This window comes from Streptomyces sparsogenes, assembly GCF_001704635.1.
Classification (GTDB): domain Bacteria; phylum Actinomycetota; class Actinomycetes; order Streptomycetales; family Streptomycetaceae; genus Streptomyces; species Streptomyces sparsogenes.
In genome coordinates this window covers 109,138-127,209 of record NZ_MAXF01000191.1, presented here as the reverse complement: position 1 = coordinate 127,209, position 18,072 = coordinate 109,138, and the positions used below count along the sequence as shown (strand labels likewise).

Below are 18,072 nucleotides of genomic sequence, written 5' to 3'. Positions count from 1 at the left end.
CGATCTGATCTTGACGCGAGCCATCGATCCTCCAGGATCACTGTGGTGCACTTTCGCGGACCAGTTACACCATTCACCATAGTGTGGTCTTTCTGGTCCAGGCAATGAGTCGCTGTCGAAACCTCGAAGACATCTGGTCGGGGCTCTGAAGGCAGACCCATCAAAGAAAATTTTGATGACGTCAACAACCATTGTGGCCTGATGAAAGTCCTGTTACGTTTCCGGCCATGTCGAACGCGCATCCCGAGGTCCGTACGGGTATCGGTGGCCGCCTGCGCCGCCGCAGGCGAGCCCTGCATCTCACGCTCAGCGATGTGGCCGAGCAGACCGGCCTCACCGAGGGGTACCTCTCCCAGGTCGAACGCGACCAGGCCAACGCGAGCGTGCGCACGCTCCAGCGGCTGTGCGAGGTCCTCAAACTCACCGTGGGCGACCTCTTCGACCAGGGCGGCACCACCGTCAGCCCGGTGCTGCGCTTCCGCGACAGCCACGGCATGTCGTTCGGCGAGGGGGCCACCAAGATCAAACTCACCCCGGGCTCCTTCGACCACCTCGAGGTGCTCCTCGGCCACTTCACCCCCGGCGGATCCACCGGCGTCGAGCCGTACACCCACGGAAGCTCGGAAGAGCTGCTCCTGGTCCTCTCCGGGGAGGTGGAGGTGTGGGTCGGTGGACAGCACCACCGGCTCTCCGCCCTGGACTCGATCCACTACCACAGCAGCGACCCCCACCGGATCGTCGAGGCCACGGGCACCCACGAGGCCCGGGTCCTGTGGGCCATGGCACCGCCCACCTACTGAATCCCCGCCCCACGCACCACCGCGCCACCTGTTGGAGTACTGATGACCCCCTACCGCAACGGCGAGATATCGCACTGGATGAGGGCCTCCCGCGTCGCCGGGACCCCCACCGGCCCGGCGCGGCACCGCACCGACCTGCCCGACGAGGAACAGGACCTCCTCATCGTCGGCGGCGGCCTGACCGGCCTGTGGGCCGCCTACCACGCGGTCGTGGACCGCCCCGGCGCGAGGATCACCGTCCTGGAGGCCAAGGAGGTCGGCTACGGCGCCTCCGGCCGCAACGGCGGCTGGCTCTCGCCGCTCATCCCGGGCAACCGGGCGGTGTACGCCAAGGCCGCCCGCGGGCGCGGACAGGACGGTGCCGCCGCCGTCGCCTCCTTCCAGCGGGAGATGGACGGGGCCATTGACGACACCCTTCGCGTCCTGGAGCACGAAGGCATCCAGGCGGACCAGCGGCGGGGCGGACACCTGCGGGTGGCCACCACCCCGGCCGCGATGAGGCGCCTGGAGCTGACCCACGCCGCCGACCTCGCCGGCGGATACCGCGAGGAAGACCTCGAACTCCTGGACGCCGACGCCGTGCGCGAGCGGATCGCCATCCGGCCGGCGCTCGGCGGCCTGCTGACCCGCACCACGGTGTGCGTCGACCCCGCCAAGCTCGTGCACGGCCTCGCCACCGCCGTGGAGGCCAAGGGGGTCCGCATCGTGGAGGGCACCCGCGCCACCCGCGTCGCGCCCGGCGCCGTGACCACCCCGCGCGGGACCGTCCGCGCCAAGACCATCCTGACCTGCGTCGAGGCCTACTCCGGGCAGATCGAGAGCGACGCCCGCGGCCTCGGCAGGCGCGAGGTCATCCCCGTCAACTCCTCCATGGTCGTCACCAACCAGCTCCCGGCGCACGCGTGGGAACGCATCGGCTGGGAGGGACGGGAATGCCTCGGCGACGCCGCGCACACCTTCGTCTACGCCCAGCGCACCGCCGACGGCCGCATCGCCATCGGCGGCCGTGGCACCCCCTACGCCTTCAACTCCGGCACCCCCGGCCAGGGCACGGTGGACGCCCGCACGGTGCGCACCCTCAGCGAACGGCTGCGCCTGTTCTTCCCCGACCTGCGGTTCACCATCGAACACGCCTGGCGGGGAGCCATCGGGGTGACCCGCGACTGGTGCGCCGGAATCACCTTCGACCCCGGCACCGGGATCGGCGTCGCCCGCGGCTTCGCCGGACACGGCGTGACGGCCACCAACCTCGCGGCCAGGACCCTGCTGGACCGGGCCGCCGGACGCGACACCGCCCTGACCCGACTGCCGTGGAACGACCACGACTCCGGACGCTGGGAACCCGAGCCGCTGCGCTGGATCGGCGTGCACGCCATGTACCGCCTCTTCGGGGTCGCCGACCGGTGGGAGGAGAGCAGGCACTCCCGGAACACCTCCCTCATCGCCCGTGTCGGCTCGCGACTGGCGGGGCTGAGCGAATGAGCACCGCACCGCACCGGAACACCACCGCGACGAACGACAGGATCGCCGGCACTCCGGCGGAGGGGCCGGGACACCCGTCCCGGCGCGGCCTGTGGAGCATGGCCTTCACCGAGCTGTGGGAGCGCTACTCCTTCTACGGCCTCCAGGGCATCCTCTCCTTCTACCTGCTCTACACGGTCGCGGACGGCGGCCTCGCCCTCGACCCGGCGGTCGCGGCGGGCATCGTCGGCGCCTACGGCGGCGCCGTGTACCTGTCCCAGATCCTCGGGGCCTGGCTGGGCGACCGGCTGGTCAGCCCGCAGCGCATGGTGCTGTACGGCGCCGTGGTCATCATGGCCGGACACCTGCTGCTCGCGTTCTGGCCCGGCCTCCCGGGCCTCGGCGCCGGACTGGTGTGCATCGTCCTCGGCACCGGCGCGCTGAAGACGAACATCACCTCGATCGTCGGCTTCGTCCTGGACGAGAACCCCGACGCCCGCCACCGGGACGCCGGCTTCTCCTACTTCTACATGGCCATCAACATCGGCGCGGTCGTCGGCCCGCTCACCACCGGCCTCGCCCAGAACGAACTGGGCTTCCACTACGGATTCGGGCTGGCGGCCATCGGCATGGCCGGCGCGCTGGTCCAGTACACCGCCTCGATGAAGCACCTGCCCGAGCGCGCCCGGACCGTCAACAACCCCCTGCCCGCGAACCGCCGCCCGCTCGCGGCCCTCGTGGCCCTGGCCTTCCTCGCCGCCGTGGGCGCGGCCGTCGCCACCGGTCTGCTCCGGGCGGAGAACCTGGCCACCGTCGTGACCATCGCCTCGCTGGTGACCGCCGCCGCCTACTTCCTCACCATGACCACCTCGTCGGCCGTCAGCCGCGACGAGCGCCGCCGCGTCCTCGGCTATCTGCCCCTCTTCCTGGCCTCCGGGGTGTACTTCGGCTTCCTGTTCCAGAAGTTCACCGCGATATCGATCCTCATCACCGAGCGCATCGACCTCAAGATCGGCGGATGGACCTTCCCGGTCGCCTGGATCACCACTGTCAGCCCGCTGGCGGCCGTGCTCATCACCCCGCTCATCGCCCGCGCCTGGAACAGGCTGGGGGAGCGCCAACCGGGGCCCGTGGCCAAGGTCGCCATCGGGCTGACCCAGATCGGCTGCGCCTATCTGTTCCTGCTGATCCTCTCCGAGGCCACCGGAGACGCGGAGATCCCGCTGATCCTCATCCTCCTGTTCATGATGGCGGCCGGCTCCTCCGAGGTCTTCGTCGGACCGATCGGGCTGTCCCTGGCCACGAGGATCGGCCCCGAGAAGTTCCGCTCCCAGATGGTCGGCCTCAACTTCCTCACGCTCGCGCTGGGCTCCTCCCTGGCGGGGTTGCTCGGCCAGCTGTTCACCGCGATCGACAACGCCTCCTACTTCACCCTCACCGCCGTGTGCGGGATCGGGATCGGCGCGGCGCTCCTCGCCGCACGCCGGCCGGTGGGCCGTCTCCTGGGCGCGGGGCTCGAGCGCTGAGAAGTACCTGTTTCTAAGCCTCGGTGAGCGTGCGGCCAGCTCAGAAATCGAACGAGACAGTCGTATGTGTTTCCGAAGAGGGCGTGTGAGTATGGGCCTTGGCCTGGATACTGGGGGCATGGGATTCGCCGTCTTCATGACCCTGCCTGGACTGGTCATCGTGCTGACCGTTCTGGCCTTCGCTGATCAGCTGCTTCTGCGAGCCGGGCGAGCCGGGCTGCTGCCGTGGCGGAACAGCGCCAGACAGGGGCAGATCTCAGCAACCGGCTTCGAGCAGCTTCATGCGAGCTTCTCGCCGGGCAAGCAGAGTGAACTGAAGGAGCGCCAGTCGGCGCTCATTCTGAGGGACGACGAGGAGGACGGAGCGCCGCCGAACCGGACCATGGTGGATCTGGAGGGCGGAATAGCGGTCGTCCGGATGCCTCCTCCAGTTGGTCGGTAGGACGAGCGCCGGCCTCCGTCGAACGTGCTCGGCCCGCGGTGGCACCGGTGTTCGGACGGTCCGGGGCATCGGTGCGGCAGCGCGGTTCGCGGCGGGTACGGGCCAAGGAGATGACGCTGTCCTTGAGGACGACGGTCAGTCCCTTGTGGCTTCCCGGGAGGTCGGCTGGCCGCTGCGGCGGGAGGTCCGGCGGGTGATGCGCCTGGTCATGATGGTGATCGCGGCCCAGGTGATCAGTGATTCCGAGTGCTGGATCAGCCGTTCGTAGTCGCGCGCGTGACGGCGGGCGTGCATGATCCAGGCGAGCGACCTCTCCACCACCCAGCGGCGGGGCAGGACGACGAACCCGCTGGCGTCCTTCGGCCGGCTGACGGTCTTCAGGGTGAGACCGAGGTGTGTCTTCGCCCAGGTCACGAGCTTGCCCGCGTAGGCGGAGTCAGCCCAGGCGATCGTGATCTCCGGGTGCATCAGCCGCAGCCGGAACAGGACTTCCTTCGCCGCGTCGCGGTCTGTCATGTCGGCAGGGGTGACCATGACGAACAGGGGCAGGCCCTTGGTGTCCACGACCAGGTGCCGCTTGCGCCCGTTGATCTTCTTCGCGCCGTCGTAGCCCCGGCTGTCCTTGCCGACGGTCTCCGCGGCCTTGACTGACTGGGAGTCGATCACGGTGGCGACCGCACCGGGCGCCCTGCCCATCTCGCGGCGGATGCGTTTGCGCAGGCGGTCGCGGATCTGCCCGACGACACCGCAGGCGGCCCAGCGGGCCATGAAGCCGTAGCAGGTCCGCCAGGGCGGGAAGTCCTTGGGCAGGGCCCGCCACTTGCATCCCGTGTCGACGACGTAGCGGATCGCGTCGACCACCTCGCGGCGAGGATGCTTCTCGGGGCGTCCCCCCTTGGGGGTGTCGCAGGCCGGGACCGGAAGCAGGGGCTCGATGAGCGCCCATTCGTCGTCGAAGGTGTCGGACGGGTAGCAGCGGTGCCTCATCGTGAACCTCCCCTCGGAGAACGGGGGTTGGGGACGGCCGCTTCGCGGCCGTCCCCAACCGGTCAGGCGTCGATGAACTCGGCGATGATGTCGAGCGTCGACTCGACCGAGCCCAGCTGGCTGTTCAGGTGCTTGATCCACCGTCCCTTCGGCTGGAGGGCGGCGTGCGGGCCGACGACGGCGGTCATGAAGCGGCGGATCTCGGTGAGTTTCTCCTTCACGACCGTGATCTCGTATGCCTGGAGTTGGGCGGTGTCAGTGCAGAAGCGGTAGCCGTCCTTCTTCGTCCAGATCAGGGGCGGCCAGCTGCGTTCGGCGATGATGTCGCGCAGGCAGGCCAGGCCCGCGCGGGCCTGGCTCGGTGTCAGCTCGCTGGAGCGGATGAGCTGGACGAAGGTCAGCCCGGCCGGGCGGGCTTCGAAGAGCACGAACCGGATGGTGTCGGCATGCCGCTGGGAGGCCGCCGATCTGCGCTCGGAGGCGCGTGGCACCCGTCTACTCGCTTTGCAGGAGGCGGGCCAGTTCGCCGTCGACGTCGACCTTCCCGGTGTCCACGGCCGTCTCGATCCAGTCGAGGGTGGCGCGGACGCGGGCGACGTTCTCGTGGATGATGACGCGTTCGTCGTCGCCGAGCTGGCGGTCGCGCAGACCCGGGACGACCCGGCCGGACGCCGCGACGAACGCGTGGCAGGCGGTGACCAGGTCGAGGAACTCCACCGACCGGTCGATCGCACGGATCGCCGGGGCGAGCGGGCTGTTTTCCTCGAAGTCCTCGCGGGCCTGCTGGCCGCGTTCGACCTGGGCCCGGTTGACCTGGTGGCGGGCCGTGTCGTCGCCCATCGCCCTGAACGCGACGTCCGGACGGCGCAGCAGCCCCGTGGTCACCTCCGCGGCGACGCCCTCATCCCGGGTCAGCTCCGCGACGACCTTAACCTTGTCGGCCGGCGTGACCTTCGCGACGACCGCGGGACGGCGCAGGATGTCCGGGGCGATCGCGGTGGCGACGTCGTCCTCGCGGGACAGCTGTTCCGCCGCCCTCACCTTGTCCTCGGGCTTGACCTGGGCGACCACGGCCGGACGCCGCAGCAGGTCCCCGGTCACCGTCGCCGCGACCTCCTCGTCCTTGGCGAGGGGGTGGATGGCGCTGATCTTCTCCTGCGGCGTGACGGGCTTGTCGACCTGACGGCCCGTGCGGCGCTTGGCCTCGTCCGGCGTCCACCGCGGCCTGCCCGGTGGCGGCGTGAGGATCGTCGCGAACCGCTCCTCTTCGTCGGAGATGGACGCGAGGATGTGATGTTGTGGACGGCGAAGGACACCTCCGCGACCCGGCGGTCCTCCGGCCACTTCGACGCGGTCTGCCGGGCCTGTTTCACCGTGTAGTAGGACATCCCGATGTCCTCGGCCAGACGGAACAGCGACTCCTTCACAGTAAACAGGCCGTCGGCCGGCACCGCCCCGCCGTGCTCGCGCATCGGCTCGATCTCCAGCGCGTAGTCGCCGACCTTGAACAGGATGCGACTTGCCGTTTTCACCAGTTCCCGCAGCTCAGCCACGATCTCCGCATAACGGTTCGCGCTGACGCTGCCCACCCGGCTGTCGTCGGCCTGCTCGATCTCTTCGGGCATGGTTCACCACCAACCCGCGGGCCGTGGACGGCAGTTGACCGTGACGAGACCCGGCCCGCCTCATGAACCCGAGAGTCGGACCGAAAATCCTATGATCACAACGAACGACCGCAATTAACCGGTATGTGACCGAAGTTGGGATTCGGATGCGTTCGCGTTACGGTCACTGTGACCGTTCGCCGAACGATTCCTTCCGGGCCCGCCAGGCCCTCGTCACGCACCGCCGCGAGCAGTAGACCGCGTTCGAACGGCGGTCCACCCCGGCCACCCACGTGGCCCCGCACTCCGGGCACTCGGCCCGGCCCGCGCCGCCGATCTCGGCCGCCACCCGCTTGCGCAACCGCAGGTCCCGACGCCACTGCCTGGCCCGACAGGCCGCGGAACAGAACCTCGTACGAGCTGGAGCACCCGGCCTCAACCGTTCACTACAGCCCTCGCACACCCGCCCCACGGCCTCCCTGGCGTCCTCGGACACCCAGCCAGGCTAGGGCCCAAAGCTACCCAAAACCGAGGCTTAGAAACAGGTACTGAGTTCCCCATGCCCTTTCGCGCGGGCCGGAAGGGGCAAAGACCCCCGGACCTCCCGGCCCAGGGGGTCCGCGTCCTGCCGACGGGCGGGGCGATGAGCGCCGGGCGCCTCGCCCGCCTCCTCGCCCCGCCCGGCCTCGTCCTCCGCCGATCGCGGGATGCTCAGCCCCGGACCACCGTCAGCCCCTCGGGCGCCGTCACGTCCACCGTCCCGTCCGCCGCCAGCGCGATGTCCAGCCGGCCCCCGCCGACCTGGAGCCGGGTCACCGACAGCGGGGCGTACGCGCCGGCGAAGGCGGGCGCCACCGTGACCGTGCCGCCGGGGACGTCCGCGTCCAGGCCGAGGGCCGAGCGCAGCACCAGGACCGAGGAGGTGGCCGCCCACGCGTGGGGGCGGCAGGAGGCGGGGTACGGGGCGGGGTGCGGGCCCGCTTCGGTGCCGTGGCCGGCGAACAGCTCGGGCAGCCGGCCGGCGAACGCCGCCGACGCCGACAGCAGCCCCGCCGCCAGCGGCGCCGCCGCCTCCGGGAAGCCGGCCCTGACCAGGCCGTGCACGGCGATCGCGGTGTCGTGCGGCCAGATCGAACCGATGTGGTAGCCGTACGGGTTGAAGCCCACCGAGTCGCTGCTCAGGGTGCGCAGGCCATGGCCCGAGTCCAGGTCGGGGCCGGTCAGCCGGGCCGCCAGCGCCGCGCTCTCCTCCCGGTTCAGCAGGCCCGTGCCGAGGAGGTGGCCGAAGCCCGAGGTGACCGAGTCCACCGGCCGGCCGTCGCGGTCCAGCGCGACCGCCGGGTACGGGCCCCGGGCGTCCTCCACCCAGAAGCGCTCCCGGAAGCGGGTGGCGAGCGCCTCCGCCCACTCCTCCCACGCGTCCGCGCCCGGCCGCCCGAACGCGCGCAGCAGCGCCGCCCCGCCCCGCGCGGCCTCGTACGCGTACGCCTGCACCTCGCACAGCGCGATCGGCGGCTCGGCGAGCCGGCCGTCGCGGTGGCGGATGGCGTCCCCGGAGTCCTTCCAGCCCTGGTTGGCCAGGCCCCGGCCGGTCCGGTCGACGTACTTGAGGAAGCCGTCGGGGTCCCCGGCCGCCTGGTCGCGCAGCCACGCGAGCGCCGACTCGGCGTGCGGCAGCAGCTGTTCCACCTGCTCCGGGGCCAGCCCCCAGCGCCAGGCGTCGTGCAGCAGGGTGATCCACAGCGGGGTCGCGTCGACCGTGCCGTAGTACAGCGGCGGGAGGGAGAACGCGTCGGTGAAGTTCTGTGTGCCGCGCCGCACCTCGTGCAGGATCTTCCCCGGCTGCTCCTCCGTGGCCGGGTCGGCCGCCGCGCCCTGGCGGCGGGCGAGCGTGCGCAGTGTGCCGGCCGCGAGCTCCGTGCCGAGCGGAAGCAGCATGCGGGCGGCCCACAGCGCGTCGCGGCCGAAGAGGGTCAGGAACCACGGAGCGCCGGCGGCCAGGAACTGATCCACGCCATGGGCGCCGTCCGGGTGCCCCTCCCCGGACCGGGGGTCCATCAGGCGCAGGCGGTCCGCGTCGGCGACCGACTGGTCCAGCCACTGGTCGAAGCGGCGGTCCGCGCTGCGCAGGGCCGGGGCGCGCCACGGGACGGCGTCCGCCGGGGCCGCCGGGAACTGGTCGCCGTCCGCGTAGGCCGCCGTGCAGCGCAGCGTCACCGTCCATGAGGCGCCGGGGTCCAGCTCGACGTCGTACGACAGCCGGCCCTCCGGCGCCTCCAGCGCGTCCGGCGCCGGCTCGCTGACCAGGTGTACGGCGAACCCGTCGCGGGACCACGCCAGACCGCTGCCCCCGGCGCGCTCCGGCTCTCCGGCTCCTTCCGCGCCCTCGGGCCGTGCCGGGACCGGGTCCAGGGTGTGGCCCGACTTCACCCGCTCCATCGGGGCGAGGTCCGTGGCGGCCGTGACCGTCAGCCGGAAACCGACCCGCTGGGTGCCCGCGTTGGTGACCTCGAACGTCTCCTCGAGCCGCCCGGCCGCCACGGTCCGGCGGCGGTGCAGGGCCACCGCCGGGTCGGGCGTCACCTCGCCGAGCCCGCGCAGGATCGCCCGGAAGTCCGCCCGGTCGGCCCCCCGGAGCCCACCGCCGACCGGCGCCAGGGCGATGGGCCCGGCCGCGACGGACAGGTGGGACAGCGCCCTGAGGTCGCCGTGGTAGAAGCCGTCCGCACCCCCGCCGAGCTGCCCGTCCGCGCGCGAGATCACAAAGCTCGGCGCGTGGAGAGTGACGACCGCGTCGTGCAGGAACGGCTGCAGGTTCCCGGCGGCCGAAGCGGCGGCCGAAGCGGGGACCGGGGCGGAGCCGTTGATGTCCTGGGTCTTGACAGTGGTGTCCAAAAGAGTAGAACCTCTCAGCGTTAGATCGTTCCAAAGACCCTAACGGCCTCTTCAGAGCGCTGACAATGCTTTTGGAACGCTCAAATCAAGTCGTGAGTCAGGGCCCAGGCCCTCGTACGTCGGAGACCCGTATGCCCCGCCCCACCAACAGTCCTCCGCCCAAGGGCGGCTCGGTGACCCTGGCCATGGTCGCCCGCCGGGCCGGTGTCTCCCCGCAGACCGTGTCCAACGCGATCAACTCGCCGGACCTGCTGCGCCCCGAGACGCTGGAGCGGGTCCGCCGGACGATCGACGAGATGGGCTACCGCCCGAGCCGGGCCGCGCAGACGCTGCGCACCCGCTCCAGCAAGCTGATCGGCTACGGCATCCAGCCGGCCCCGGACGGCAACCCGCCCCCGGTCATGGACCGCTTCCTGCACGCCCTGTCCCAGGCCGCCGACGAGGCCGGTTACCGGATCCTGCTGTTCGCCTGCCCGCCCGGCGGCCCGAGCCTGGACGGGTACGAGGAACTGCTCGCCCGGCATGACGTCGACGGCTTCGTGCTCAGCAACACCGCCCGCCAGGACCCGCGCCAGGCGTGGCTCGCCAAGCGGGGCGTGCCGTTCGTCGGATTCGGCCGGATGTGGTCGGGCCGGCAGATCGGCGACTGGGTCGATGTCGACGGCGCGTTCGGCACCGACGCCGCCGTGGAGCACCTGGTCGCCCTCGGCCACCGCAGGATCGCCTTCCTGGGCTGGCCGCGCGGCTCCGGCGTCGGTGACGACCGCGCCGAGGGCTGGCAGCGGGCCATGCGCCGGCACGGGCTGCCGACGCGCGGGCGGCGCGCGGAGAGCGCGGGGGACGTCGAGGCGGCCCGTACCGCCGTCAAACCCCTGCTGGACGCGGGCGCCACGGCCGTGGTCGCGGCCAGCGACACCCTGGCGCTCGGCTGCTACCACGCGCTGCGCGAGCGCGGCACCACCCCGGGCCGGGACCTCGCCGTGGTCGGCTTCGACGACTCGCCGACCGCCGCGATCCTCTCCCCTTCCCTGACCACGGTCGCCCAGCCGCTCGAGGCGGTCGGCCGGGAATGCGTACGGCTGCTGCTGGCGCGGATGGCCACCCCGGACGCGCCCCCCGGGCGCGTCCTGCTGGAGCCGTCCCTCGTCGTCCGCGAAAGCGCCTGAGCAGCGGCGCGCTGAGCCGCACGTACCACCCAGAACCACCCACGGAGGAATCATGGCCACCCGCACGGCCGCCGCTCTCGTCACCTGCGCGGCGATCCTGGCCGCCACCGGCTGTTCGTCGAGTTTCGGCGGCGACAAGGAAACCAAGCAGGACACCGGCGCCGGACAACACCTGAAGGTGCTCATAGCCACCTCGGGCGACGCCGAGACCAAGGCGGTCAAGGAGGCCGTGGCCGCGTACGAGAAGCGGTCCGGCAACACGGTGACCGTCGAGGCCGCCAAGGACATGAACCAGCAGCTGGCCCAGTCCTTCGCCGGCCACAAGCCGCCGGACGTCTTCTACGTCAACTCCGACCAGTTCGCCAACTACGCCAAGGGCGGCTCCCTCTACCCGTACGGCGACAAGATCAAGGACGCGGACGACTTCGCCGAGCCCCTGCGCTCCTCCTTCACCTACGACGGGAAGCTGGTGTGCCTGCCCAAGGACACCTCCACCCTCGCCCTCGCCGTCAACACCGACCTGTGGAAGAAGGCCGGGCTGACCGAGAAGGACTACCCGACCTCCTGGGACGAACTGCGGAAGGTCGCCGCCAAGCTGACCGGCGGCGGGGTCACCGGCCTGGTCACCAGCGACGAGTACCAGCGGCTCGGCGTCTTCATGAAGCAGGCGGGCGGCTGGATCACCGACGCCGGGCAGACCGAGATGACCGCCGACAGCGCGCCGAACGCCGAAGGGCTCGGCTATGTGAAGTCCCTGCTGCGGTCCGGCTCGATGAAGTACGCCAAGCAGGTCGACACCAGCTGGGGCGGCGAGGCCTTCGGCAAGGGCAAGGCCGCCATGACCATCGAGGGCAACTGGCTGACCGGCGCCATGAAGCTCGACTACCCGGACCTGAAGTACAAGGTGGTCCCGCTGCCCGCCGGCCCGGCCGGCAAGGGCACCCTCGCCTTCAGCAACTGCTGGGGCGTGGCCCAGGAGAGCGCCCACCGGTCGGCGGCCGTGGACCTGGTGAAGTACCTCAGCTCCGGCGACCAGCAGCTGAAGTTCGCGGACGCCTTCGGCGTGATGCCCTCCCGCACCAGCGCCCTGGCCACCTACGCCAAGCGGGTGCCGGCGGCCAAGGCGTGGGTCGACGCCAACGCCTACGCGCAGGGCCCGGTGACCGTCGCCGGGTTCGACAAGGTGCTCGGCCAGTTCAACACCGACCTGCAGTCGCTGCGCACCGCCGACCCGAAGAAAATCCTCGCCGACCTGCAGCGCAACGGCCAGCAGGCGCTCGCGAAGGGCCACTGAGCCGCCATGTCCTTCCGCGCCACCCCTCCCCGTACGACGCGCCGCACCCTCCGCGGCGCGCCGTCCGGCCCCCGCCCCACAGCGGGCGGGGGTCCCCGCACGGCCGGCTCGCCGGGCGCACCTGACGCGCCCGGCGGGTCCGGTCCCCACGCGGCGCCCCGCACCCCCAACACCCCGCCCGCGGGGCGCCGCGGCAAGGAGGGCGCCTGGGGCTGGCTGTTCGTCAGCCCCATGGTGCTGGTCCTCGGACTGTTCCTGGTGCTGCCCATCCTGATGGCCCTGTGGGTGAGCCTGCTGGACTGGAACGGGCAGTCCAACCCGTTCAGCGGGCAGGCGAAGTTCGTCGGCCTCGACAACTACCGGGCGCTGCTCACCGAGGACGGCCTCGACCGCACCCTGTTCGCCACCTCGCTGCGCAACAACGCCTACTACGTGCTGCTGACCGTGCCGCTGCAGACCGTGCTCGCGCTGACCCTGGCGCTCATCGTCAACCAGCGGCTGCTGCGCGGGCGCAGCGCCCTGCGCACCGCGTTCTTCTTCCCGTCCGTCACCAGCTCGGTCGCGGTCGCCACCGTCTTCCTCTTCCTCTTCCAGGGCAGCGGGGCCGTCAACACGCTGCTGTCCTGGATGGGCGTGCACGGCCCGAACTGGTTCGCCGACTCGCGCGGGGTGCTCTCGCTGCTGCTCGGCGCCCTGGGGATCGTGGACCCCGACCACCCCACGGGTCTGCTCGCCGACCACTCCTTCATGGGGCTGTCCTGGTACGAGTGGCTGTCCGGGCCGTCCATCGCGATGTGCACGATCATCCTGCTCGCCGTGTGGACCACCTCCGGCACCTTCATGCTGATCTTCCTCGCGGCCCTCCAGGACATCCCCCGGGAGCTGGAGGAGGCGGCGGCCCTGGAAGGCGTGAACCGCCGCCAGTTGCTGCGCCACGTCACCCTGCCCGCGCTGCGGCCGGTGCTCTTCCTCGTCCTCACCCTGGGGCTGATCGCCACCTGGCAGGTCTTCGACCAGGTGTATGTGATGGGCCAGGGCGCCCCGGGCAACACCACGCTGACGCCCGCCTTCCTGTCGTACGCGTCCGCCTTCGACGACGCCGACTTCGGGCAGGGCGCGGCCATCGCCTTCATCCTGCTCGCGCTGATCCTGTGCATCACCGCCCTGCAGCGCTGGGCGCTGCGCGAGCGCGGCGCCCGCCCCCGGAGGAACCGATGAACACCAAGGCCACGGCCGCCGCCTCCCCGGCGCAGGGGCGCCCGGTGCTCGGCCGCTTCCCGCTGCCGCTGCGGGTGCTGGGATACGCGCTGGTGGTGGGGGTCGGACTGCTGTATCTGCTGCCGTTCGTGCTCCAGTTGGTGACCGGCTTCAAGACGGACCCGGACGCGGCGGCGCACCCGCTGGGGCTGCTGCCCACCACCCCGACCACCGCCGCCTACCAGCGGCTGTTCGGGCTGAGCGAGGCCGGTGACGGGGTGCCCTTCCTGCGCTGGCTGGGCAACTCGGCGTTCGTCGCGGTCGTGGTCACGGCCGGGCGGGTGCTGTTCGACTCGATGGCGGGATACGCGCTGGCGCGGCTGCGCTTCCCGGGCCGCTCGCTGCTGTTCGCCTTCGTGCTCGCGGTGATGGCGGTGCCGGGGGTGGCCCTGCTGATCCCCAAGTTCCTGGTGCTGAACACCTTCGGGCTGTTCGACACCTACACCGGGATGATCGTTCCGTTGCTGGTGGACGCGGCGGGCATCTTCATCATGAAGCAGTTCTTCGAGTCGGTCCCCCGGGAGGTGGAGGAGGCCGCGCGGGTGGACGGGGCCGGAGTGTTCCGGACGTTCTGGTCGGTGGTGCTGCCCATGGCCCGCCCCGCGCTGATCACCTTGACCATCCTGTCGTTCCAGGGCTCGTGGAACGAGTTCACGCACTTCCTGGTGGCCACCCAGTCCGGGCAGTACGAGACGCTGACGACCGGGCTCGCGCGGTTCGTCTCGGGCGGACTGGGCGGCGGCACGCAGTATCCGCTGAAGCTGGCGGCGGCCCTGCTGGCGACGCTGCCGGTGGCGGCGCTGTTCTTCTGCTTCCAGCGCTACTTCGTACAGGGGGCCAACGCGGGGGCGGTCAAGGAGTAGGGCCAGCCCGCCGACCGTCCCCCCGACCGTCCCCCCGGCCGTCCGCGCGAACGGCCGGGGGGACGGTCGGTTCGGCTATGGCGCGTCTTGACTCTTGCCGACTGAAAAAGTTCGGAAGACACTCCGGAATGTTTCACCACTGTCGCCGGAAGTCCCGGAAGTCCCGGAAGTCCCGGAAGTCCCGGGAGTCCCGGAAGTCGAGAGGTGGCGGCATCGTGGTCCCCCCACCAAGGAAGGCGATCATGACAAGGTTACGACGCCTGGTCACCGGCTCCATCGCTCTGGTGTCCCTGCTCTTCGCGCTGGTCACCACCACCGGCACCGCCCAGGCCGCGCCCGCCGAGCGCGCCGCCGGGGTGCGGATCATGCCGCTCGGCGACTCGATCACCGACGGTTACAACGTACCGGGCGGCTACCGCGTCGACCTGTGGCAGAAGTTCGTGGCGGGCGGCCGCGCCGTCGACTTCGTCGGCTCCCAGTCCAACGGGCCGAGCAGTCTCGGCGACCGCGACCACGAGGGCCACTCCGGGTGGACGATCGGCCAGATCGACAACAACGTCGTGAACTGGCTCCGCACCTACACCCCGCGCACCGTGCTCCTGCACATCGGCACCAACGACATGTACGGGAGCGACCCCGCCGGAGCACCGGCCCGGCTCTCCACCCTGCTCGACCACATCACCGCCACGTCCCCCGACACGGAGGTCTTCGTGGCCACGATCATCCCCATATCCTTCGCCGACTCGACCGTCCGTACCTTCAACGCGGCGATCCCCGGCATCGTCCGTAGCAAGGTGAACGCCGGCAAGCGCGTCCATCTGGTCGACATGTACCGGGCGCTCACCACCGCCGACCTGGCGGACGGAGTGCACCCGAACGCGGGCGGCTACAGCAAGATGGCCAACGTCTGGTACAGCGCGCTCCTCTCGGTGCCCGGCAGCATGGGCGCCAGGGGCCCGGCCGGGGCGGACGGCGCCCTGGTCACCCAGGGAGCCGGTACACCGACACATGGGAGCGCGATTCGGCGGTGAACTCGGCGCCCCGCCAGTCCGCGTGCCGGGACTCCAGCTCGAACCCGGCCAACTGGGCCATCAGATCCAGCTCCGCCGGCCAGATGTAGCGGTGCGGACTGCGGAACACCCGGGCGTCCCTGCCCTCGCCGAACCGGAAGTGGTGCGAGACGACCCGCTGGCGCAGCACGTCATAGGTGTCCAGGCCGATGTAGCCGGCCTCGGACCGCCAGACCACCGCCTGCTGGCCGGGCGGAAGCTTCCGCACCTCCGGGACCCACAGCTCGATGACGAACCGGCCACCCGGGCCGAGGTGGCGGGCGGCGTTGCGGAAGCACGCCACCTGCTCGGCCTGGGTGAGCAGGTTGGAGATCGTGTTGTAGACGAGATAGACGAGCCGGAACGGGCCCGGGGCCTCGGCGGTCGCCATGTCGCCGAGGACGACCGGGATCGTCGCCTCATCCGCCTTCGTCCGCAGCCGGTCGAGCATCGGCCGCGACGACTCGATGCCGGTGACCGGCACGCCGCGCCCCGCGAGCGGGACGGCCACCCGGCCGGTTCCGATGGCGAACTCCAACGCCCGCCCGCCGTCGGCGAGTGCGGCGAGGCGGTCGACCGTGGGCTCCAGCACCTCCGGCGCGAACATGCCGGTGCCGGGCGTGTCATACCCCTGGGCGGCCTCCGCGTCCCAGATCTCGTCCTGTCGCATGCGGGCCACGATTCCGCGCGCGACCGTCGGCGTCCACCGAATTTGCCACCGCATGTGCCCCGCCCCTCCTGGCCGGTCACGGAGGCGGCGATGAGTTTTCCCCGCCCGGGGAGTCCCATCACCGTCAACCACCGCACAGGAGGAACACATGGCTCAGCTTCTGAGAGTCCAGAACTTCAACGTCTCGAGCGACGGCATCGGCGCCGGGGAGGACCAGAGCCTCGAAAATCCCTTCGGCCATGTCGATCCCGGGCGGCTGTTCGCCTGGGCCGGCGCCACGGCGAGCTGGCCCATGCGCACCGACCCCGGCGGCAGCCGGGGGCTCGACGACTACTTCACCCGGGACTTCGCGCACAACATCGGCGCCGAGATCATGGGCCGCAACAAGTTCGGGCCCCAGCGCGGCCCCTGGCAGGACCACCAGTGGCGCGGCTGGTGGGGCGACGAGCCCCCCTTCCACACCCCGGTGTTCGTCCTGACCCACCACGAGCGGCCTTCGTTCACGCTCTCCGACACCACGTTCCACTTCGTGTCCGGCGACCCGGCCACCGTCCTGGAACAGGCGCGGAAGGCGGCGGGGGGCAAGGACGTCCGCCTCGGCGGCGGGGTCAGCACCATTCGGGAGTTCCTCGACGCCGACCTCGTCGACACCCTGCACGTGGCGGTCTCGCCGGTGAAGCTCGGGACCGGCCTCAGGCTCTGGGAGTCCCCCGATGAGCTGCTCGACCGCTTCCACCTCGACGTCGTGCCCAGCCCGAGCGGTGTGACGCACCACCTGTTCTGGCGGAAGTGACGCCGAGGCGCGCTGCCGCCGGGTCCCCCCGGCGGCATCCCGCGACCGCCCGGACCCCGGCCGGCCCGTCACCCCGGCCGGCCCGTCACTCCGTCCGGGGGCCTTCGGCCTCTCGGGCGGCGTCCGCGAGCAGTTCCAGGGCCAGCCGCCGCAGCTCCGGGCCGGTCTTCTCCGGGCTGCCGGTGTCGAAGGGCGGGTCGGGGTCGTACTCCACGGCGAGCTGCATCGCCTGGGCGACCCGCTCGTTCGACAGCCGGGCGGCGAGGTGCAGCCCCATGTCGATGCCCGCGGAGACCCCGGCCACGGTGATGATCTTCCCGGCCTCGACGAACCGCCCGGGGGCGCAGAGCGCGCCGGCGTCCGCCAGATGGGGCCGGGAGGCCCAGTAGGTGGTGGCGGGCAGGCCGCGCAGCAGCCCGGCGGCGCCCAGGATCAACGAGCCCGTACACACCGAGGTTTCCGTGTCCGCTCTACGACGTCGAGGAGGCGGTCCAGACCGTCCCGCGCGCCTCGTACTCCAGCATGTTCTCCACACCGGTGGCGGCGTCCGCCCCCAGCTCACGGGCGACCAGCCACAGGCCCAGCTCCAGCCCCGAGGTGATGCCTCCGGCGGTGACGAGGTCCCCGTCGTCGACCACGCGGGCGTTTTTGACGACGCCGCCCCGCGCTTCGAGTTCCGCCTTCGCGCCGTGGTGGGTGGTGCAGGGGCGGCCCTTGGTCAGCCCGGCCGCGGCCAGCAGCAGCGACCCGGTGCACAGCGAACTGATCGTCAGCCCGGCACGGGGCGCGGCGGCGAGCGCCCGTGGCAGGACGCCGCTGTCGATCTCCGCCCAGACGCCGGGCCCGTCGCGGCGGGTGTATCCGCCACCGGGCACCACGATCACATCCGCATCGCCGGGAGCCCAGCGGTGCTTCACCTCGAACCCCGTCCCGTACGCCCCGCGGATCAGCCGGGGGCGTCCGGTGGTGACGAACCGCACCCGCACCCCCTGCGGGCTGTGCATGGCCGAGGCCGAGAACACCTCGTACGGAGCGACGCAGTTCAACTCCTCGACGCCGTCGAACATCACGATGTCGACGCGCAGGGGGCCGGACCGCCGTGGCGCGGCGGTGGCGCTCCCGGTGTTCAGCGACGTGGCCGTCAGCGTGCCGGCCGCCAGGGTCGCGGCGCCGGCGGCTGTGGTCCGGCGAAGGAAGTGTCTGCGTTCCAAAGGTGGCCTCCTGGGTCCGCCCGGCCTCTGTCCCCGGGGTCCGGGGCCGTGCCG

The 18,072-nt window shown here is 71.4% G+C and carries 17 protein-coding genes; 10 read left to right on the top strand and 7 right to left on the bottom strand.

Features of this window, described 5'->3' with window-relative positions; translation table 11 throughout:
• The first annotated feature begins 227 nt into the window (after nt 1-227).
• The 4 genes from BBH68_RS35305 (at nt 228) to BBH68_RS35290 (ending at nt 4,229) form a co-directional block, all read left to right on the top strand.
• Nucleotides 228-800 (top strand): helix-turn-helix domain-containing protein, encoded by a 573-nt coding sequence (locus BBH68_RS35305; RefSeq protein WP_065967855.1) that lies wholly within the window; start codon nt 228-230, stop codon nt 798-800.
• A gap of 42 nt (nt 801-842) precedes the next feature.
• On the top strand, nt 843-2,282 hold the full coding sequence (locus BBH68_RS35300; protein ID WP_065967854.1) for an NAD(P)/FAD-dependent oxidoreductase: 1,440 nt from the start codon (nt 843-845) through the stop codon (nt 2,280-2,282).
• Nucleotides 2,279-3,787 carry a peptide MFS transporter gene (locus BBH68_RS35295; RefSeq protein ID WP_079151408.1) on the top strand — a complete coding sequence of 503 codons (1,509 nt, stop codon included), beginning with the start codon at nt 2,279-2,281 and terminating at the stop codon, nt 3,785-3,787. The genes BBH68_RS35300 and BBH68_RS35295 overlap by 4 nt, the downstream gene beginning before the upstream one ends.
• A 118-nt stretch (nt 3,788-3,905) precedes the next feature.
• Entirely contained in the window at nt 3,906-4,229 is a 324-nt protein-coding gene (locus BBH68_RS35290; protein WP_065967871.1) for a DUF6191 domain-containing protein, read from the top strand.
• Between the two features lie 135 nt (nt 4,230-4,364).
• On the opposite strand, the gene BBH68_RS35285 is transcribed toward BBH68_RS35290, so the two are convergent.
• From BBH68_RS35285 to BBH68_RS35270, 4 genes are all read right to left on the bottom strand, one after another.
• Nucleotides 4,365-5,216 (bottom strand): IS5 family transposase, encoded by an 852-nt coding sequence (locus BBH68_RS35285; RefSeq protein WP_065967853.1) that lies wholly within the window; start codon nt 5,214-5,216, stop codon nt 4,365-4,367.
• Nucleotides 5,217-5,278: 62 nt separating this feature from the next.
• Nucleotides 5,279-5,707 (bottom strand): RacP protein, encoded by a 429-nt coding sequence (locus tag BBH68_RS35280; RefSeq protein WP_065967852.1) that lies wholly within the window; start codon nt 5,705-5,707, stop codon nt 5,279-5,281.
• Between the two features lie 4 nt (nt 5,708-5,711).
• Entirely contained in the window at nt 5,712-6,560 is an 849-nt protein-coding gene (locus BBH68_RS35275) for a DUF6192 family protein (RefSeq protein ID WP_065967851.1), read from the bottom strand.
• Nucleotides 6,561-7,531: 971 nt separating this feature from the next.
• Nucleotides 7,532-9,715, bottom strand: a complete 2,184-nt coding sequence (locus tag BBH68_RS35270; RefSeq protein WP_065967850.1) for an amylo-alpha-1,6-glucosidase — start codon at nt 9,713-9,715, stop codon at nt 7,532-7,534.
• Nucleotides 9,716-9,846: 131 nt separating this feature from the next.
• On the opposite strand from BBH68_RS35270, the gene BBH68_RS35265 reads away from it, so the two are divergent.
• The 5 genes from BBH68_RS35265 (at nt 9,847) to BBH68_RS35245 (ending at nt 15,326) form a co-directional block, all read left to right on the top strand.
• A complete protein-coding gene (locus BBH68_RS35265) occupies nt 9,847-10,881 on the top strand; it encodes a LacI family DNA-binding transcriptional regulator (RefSeq protein WP_065967849.1) in 1,035 nt (344 codons plus the stop codon).
• A 52-nt stretch (nt 10,882-10,933) separates the two neighbouring features.
• The gene (locus BBH68_RS35260) at nt 10,934-12,175 is read left to right on the top strand and encodes a sugar ABC transporter substrate-binding protein (RefSeq protein WP_065967848.1); all 1,242 of its coding nucleotides are present in this window, start codon (nt 10,934-10,936) and stop codon (nt 12,173-12,175) included.
• A gap of 231 nt (nt 12,176-12,406) precedes the next feature.
• Nucleotides 12,407-13,393 carry a carbohydrate ABC transporter permease gene (locus BBH68_RS35255; RefSeq protein ID WP_065967847.1) on the top strand — a complete coding sequence of 329 codons (987 nt, stop codon included), beginning with the start codon at nt 12,407-12,409 and terminating at the stop codon, nt 13,391-13,393.
• Nucleotides 13,390-14,295, top strand: a complete 906-nt coding sequence (locus BBH68_RS35250; RefSeq protein WP_174589129.1) for a carbohydrate ABC transporter permease — start codon at nt 13,390-13,392, stop codon at nt 14,293-14,295. The genes BBH68_RS35255 and BBH68_RS35250 overlap by 4 nt, the downstream gene beginning before the upstream one ends.
• 242 nt (nt 14,296-14,537) lie before the next feature.
• The gene (locus tag BBH68_RS35245) at nt 14,538-15,326 is read left to right on the top strand and encodes an SGNH/GDSL hydrolase family protein (RefSeq protein ID WP_065967846.1); all 789 of its coding nucleotides are present in this window, start codon (nt 14,538-14,540) and stop codon (nt 15,324-15,326) included.
• Here the strand turns inward: BBH68_RS35245 and BBH68_RS35240 are convergent.
• Nucleotides 15,277-16,014 carry a class I SAM-dependent methyltransferase gene (locus BBH68_RS35240; protein ID WP_065967845.1) on the bottom strand — a complete coding sequence of 246 codons (738 nt, stop codon included), beginning with the start codon at nt 16,012-16,014 and terminating at the stop codon, nt 15,277-15,279. The genes BBH68_RS35245 and BBH68_RS35240 overlap by 50 nt on opposite strands.
• A 148-nt stretch (nt 16,015-16,162) precedes the next feature.
• Here BBH68_RS35240 and BBH68_RS35235 point away from each other — a divergent pair, with 148 nt between their 5' ends.
• On the top strand, nt 16,163-16,807 hold the full coding sequence (locus BBH68_RS35235) for a dihydrofolate reductase family protein (RefSeq protein WP_065967844.1): 645 nt from the start codon (nt 16,163-16,165) through the stop codon (nt 16,805-16,807).
• Between the two features lie 85 nt (nt 16,808-16,892).
• Here BBH68_RS35235 and BBH68_RS35230 read toward each other — a convergent pair whose 3' ends face one another.
• The gene (locus tag BBH68_RS35230) at nt 16,893-17,258 is read right to left on the bottom strand and encodes a DJ-1/PfpI family protein (protein WP_245738458.1); all 366 of its coding nucleotides are present in this window, start codon (nt 17,256-17,258) and stop codon (nt 16,893-16,895) included.
• Between the two features lie 19 nt (nt 17,259-17,277).
• Nucleotides 17,278-18,018 (bottom strand): DJ-1/PfpI family protein, encoded by a 741-nt coding sequence (locus BBH68_RS35225; RefSeq protein WP_065967843.1) that lies wholly within the window; start codon nt 18,016-18,018, stop codon nt 17,278-17,280.
• Nucleotides 18,019-18,072 lie beyond the last annotated feature (54 nt).

What these genes read in the sequence shown, in the direction of transcription:
- BBH68_RS35305 (WP_065967855.1), top strand. Translation starts at nt 228, where the DNA reads ATGTCGAACGCGCATCCCGAGGTCCGTACGGGTATCGGTGGCCGCCTG.
- BBH68_RS35300 (WP_065967854.1), top strand. Translation starts at nt 843, where the DNA reads ATGACCCCCTACCGCAACGGCGAGATATCGCACTGGATGAGGGCCTCC.
- BBH68_RS35295 (WP_079151408.1), top strand. Translation starts at nt 2,279, where the DNA reads ATGAGCACCGCACCGCACCGGAACACCACCGCGACGAACGACAGGATC.
- BBH68_RS35290 (WP_065967871.1), top strand. Translation starts at nt 3,906, where the DNA reads ATGGGATTCGCCGTCTTCATGACCCTGCCTGGACTGGTCATCGTGCTG.
- BBH68_RS35285 (WP_065967853.1), bottom strand. Translation starts at nt 5,216, where the DNA reads ATGAGGCACCGCTGCTACCCGTCCGACACCTTCGACGACGAATGGGCG.
- BBH68_RS35265 (WP_065967849.1), top strand. Translation starts at nt 9,847, where the DNA reads ATGCCCCGCCCCACCAACAGTCCTCCGCCCAAGGGCGGCTCGGTGACC.
- BBH68_RS35260 (WP_065967848.1), top strand. Translation starts at nt 10,934, where the DNA reads ATGGCCACCCGCACGGCCGCCGCTCTCGTCACCTGCGCGGCGATCCTG.
- BBH68_RS35255 (WP_065967847.1), top strand. Translation starts at nt 12,407, where the DNA reads ATGGTGCTGGTCCTCGGACTGTTCCTGGTGCTGCCCATCCTGATGGCC.
- BBH68_RS35250 (WP_174589129.1), top strand. Translation starts at nt 13,390, where the DNA reads ATGAACACCAAGGCCACGGCCGCCGCCTCCCCGGCGCAGGGGCGCCCG.
- BBH68_RS35245 (WP_065967846.1), top strand. Translation starts at nt 14,538, where the DNA reads ATGACAAGGTTACGACGCCTGGTCACCGGCTCCATCGCTCTGGTGTCC.
- BBH68_RS35240 (WP_065967845.1), bottom strand. Translation starts at nt 16,014, where the DNA reads ATGCGACAGGACGAGATCTGGGACGCGGAGGCCGCCCAGGGGTATGAC.
- BBH68_RS35235 (WP_065967844.1), top strand. Translation starts at nt 16,163, where the DNA reads ATGGCTCAGCTTCTGAGAGTCCAGAACTTCAACGTCTCGAGCGACGGC.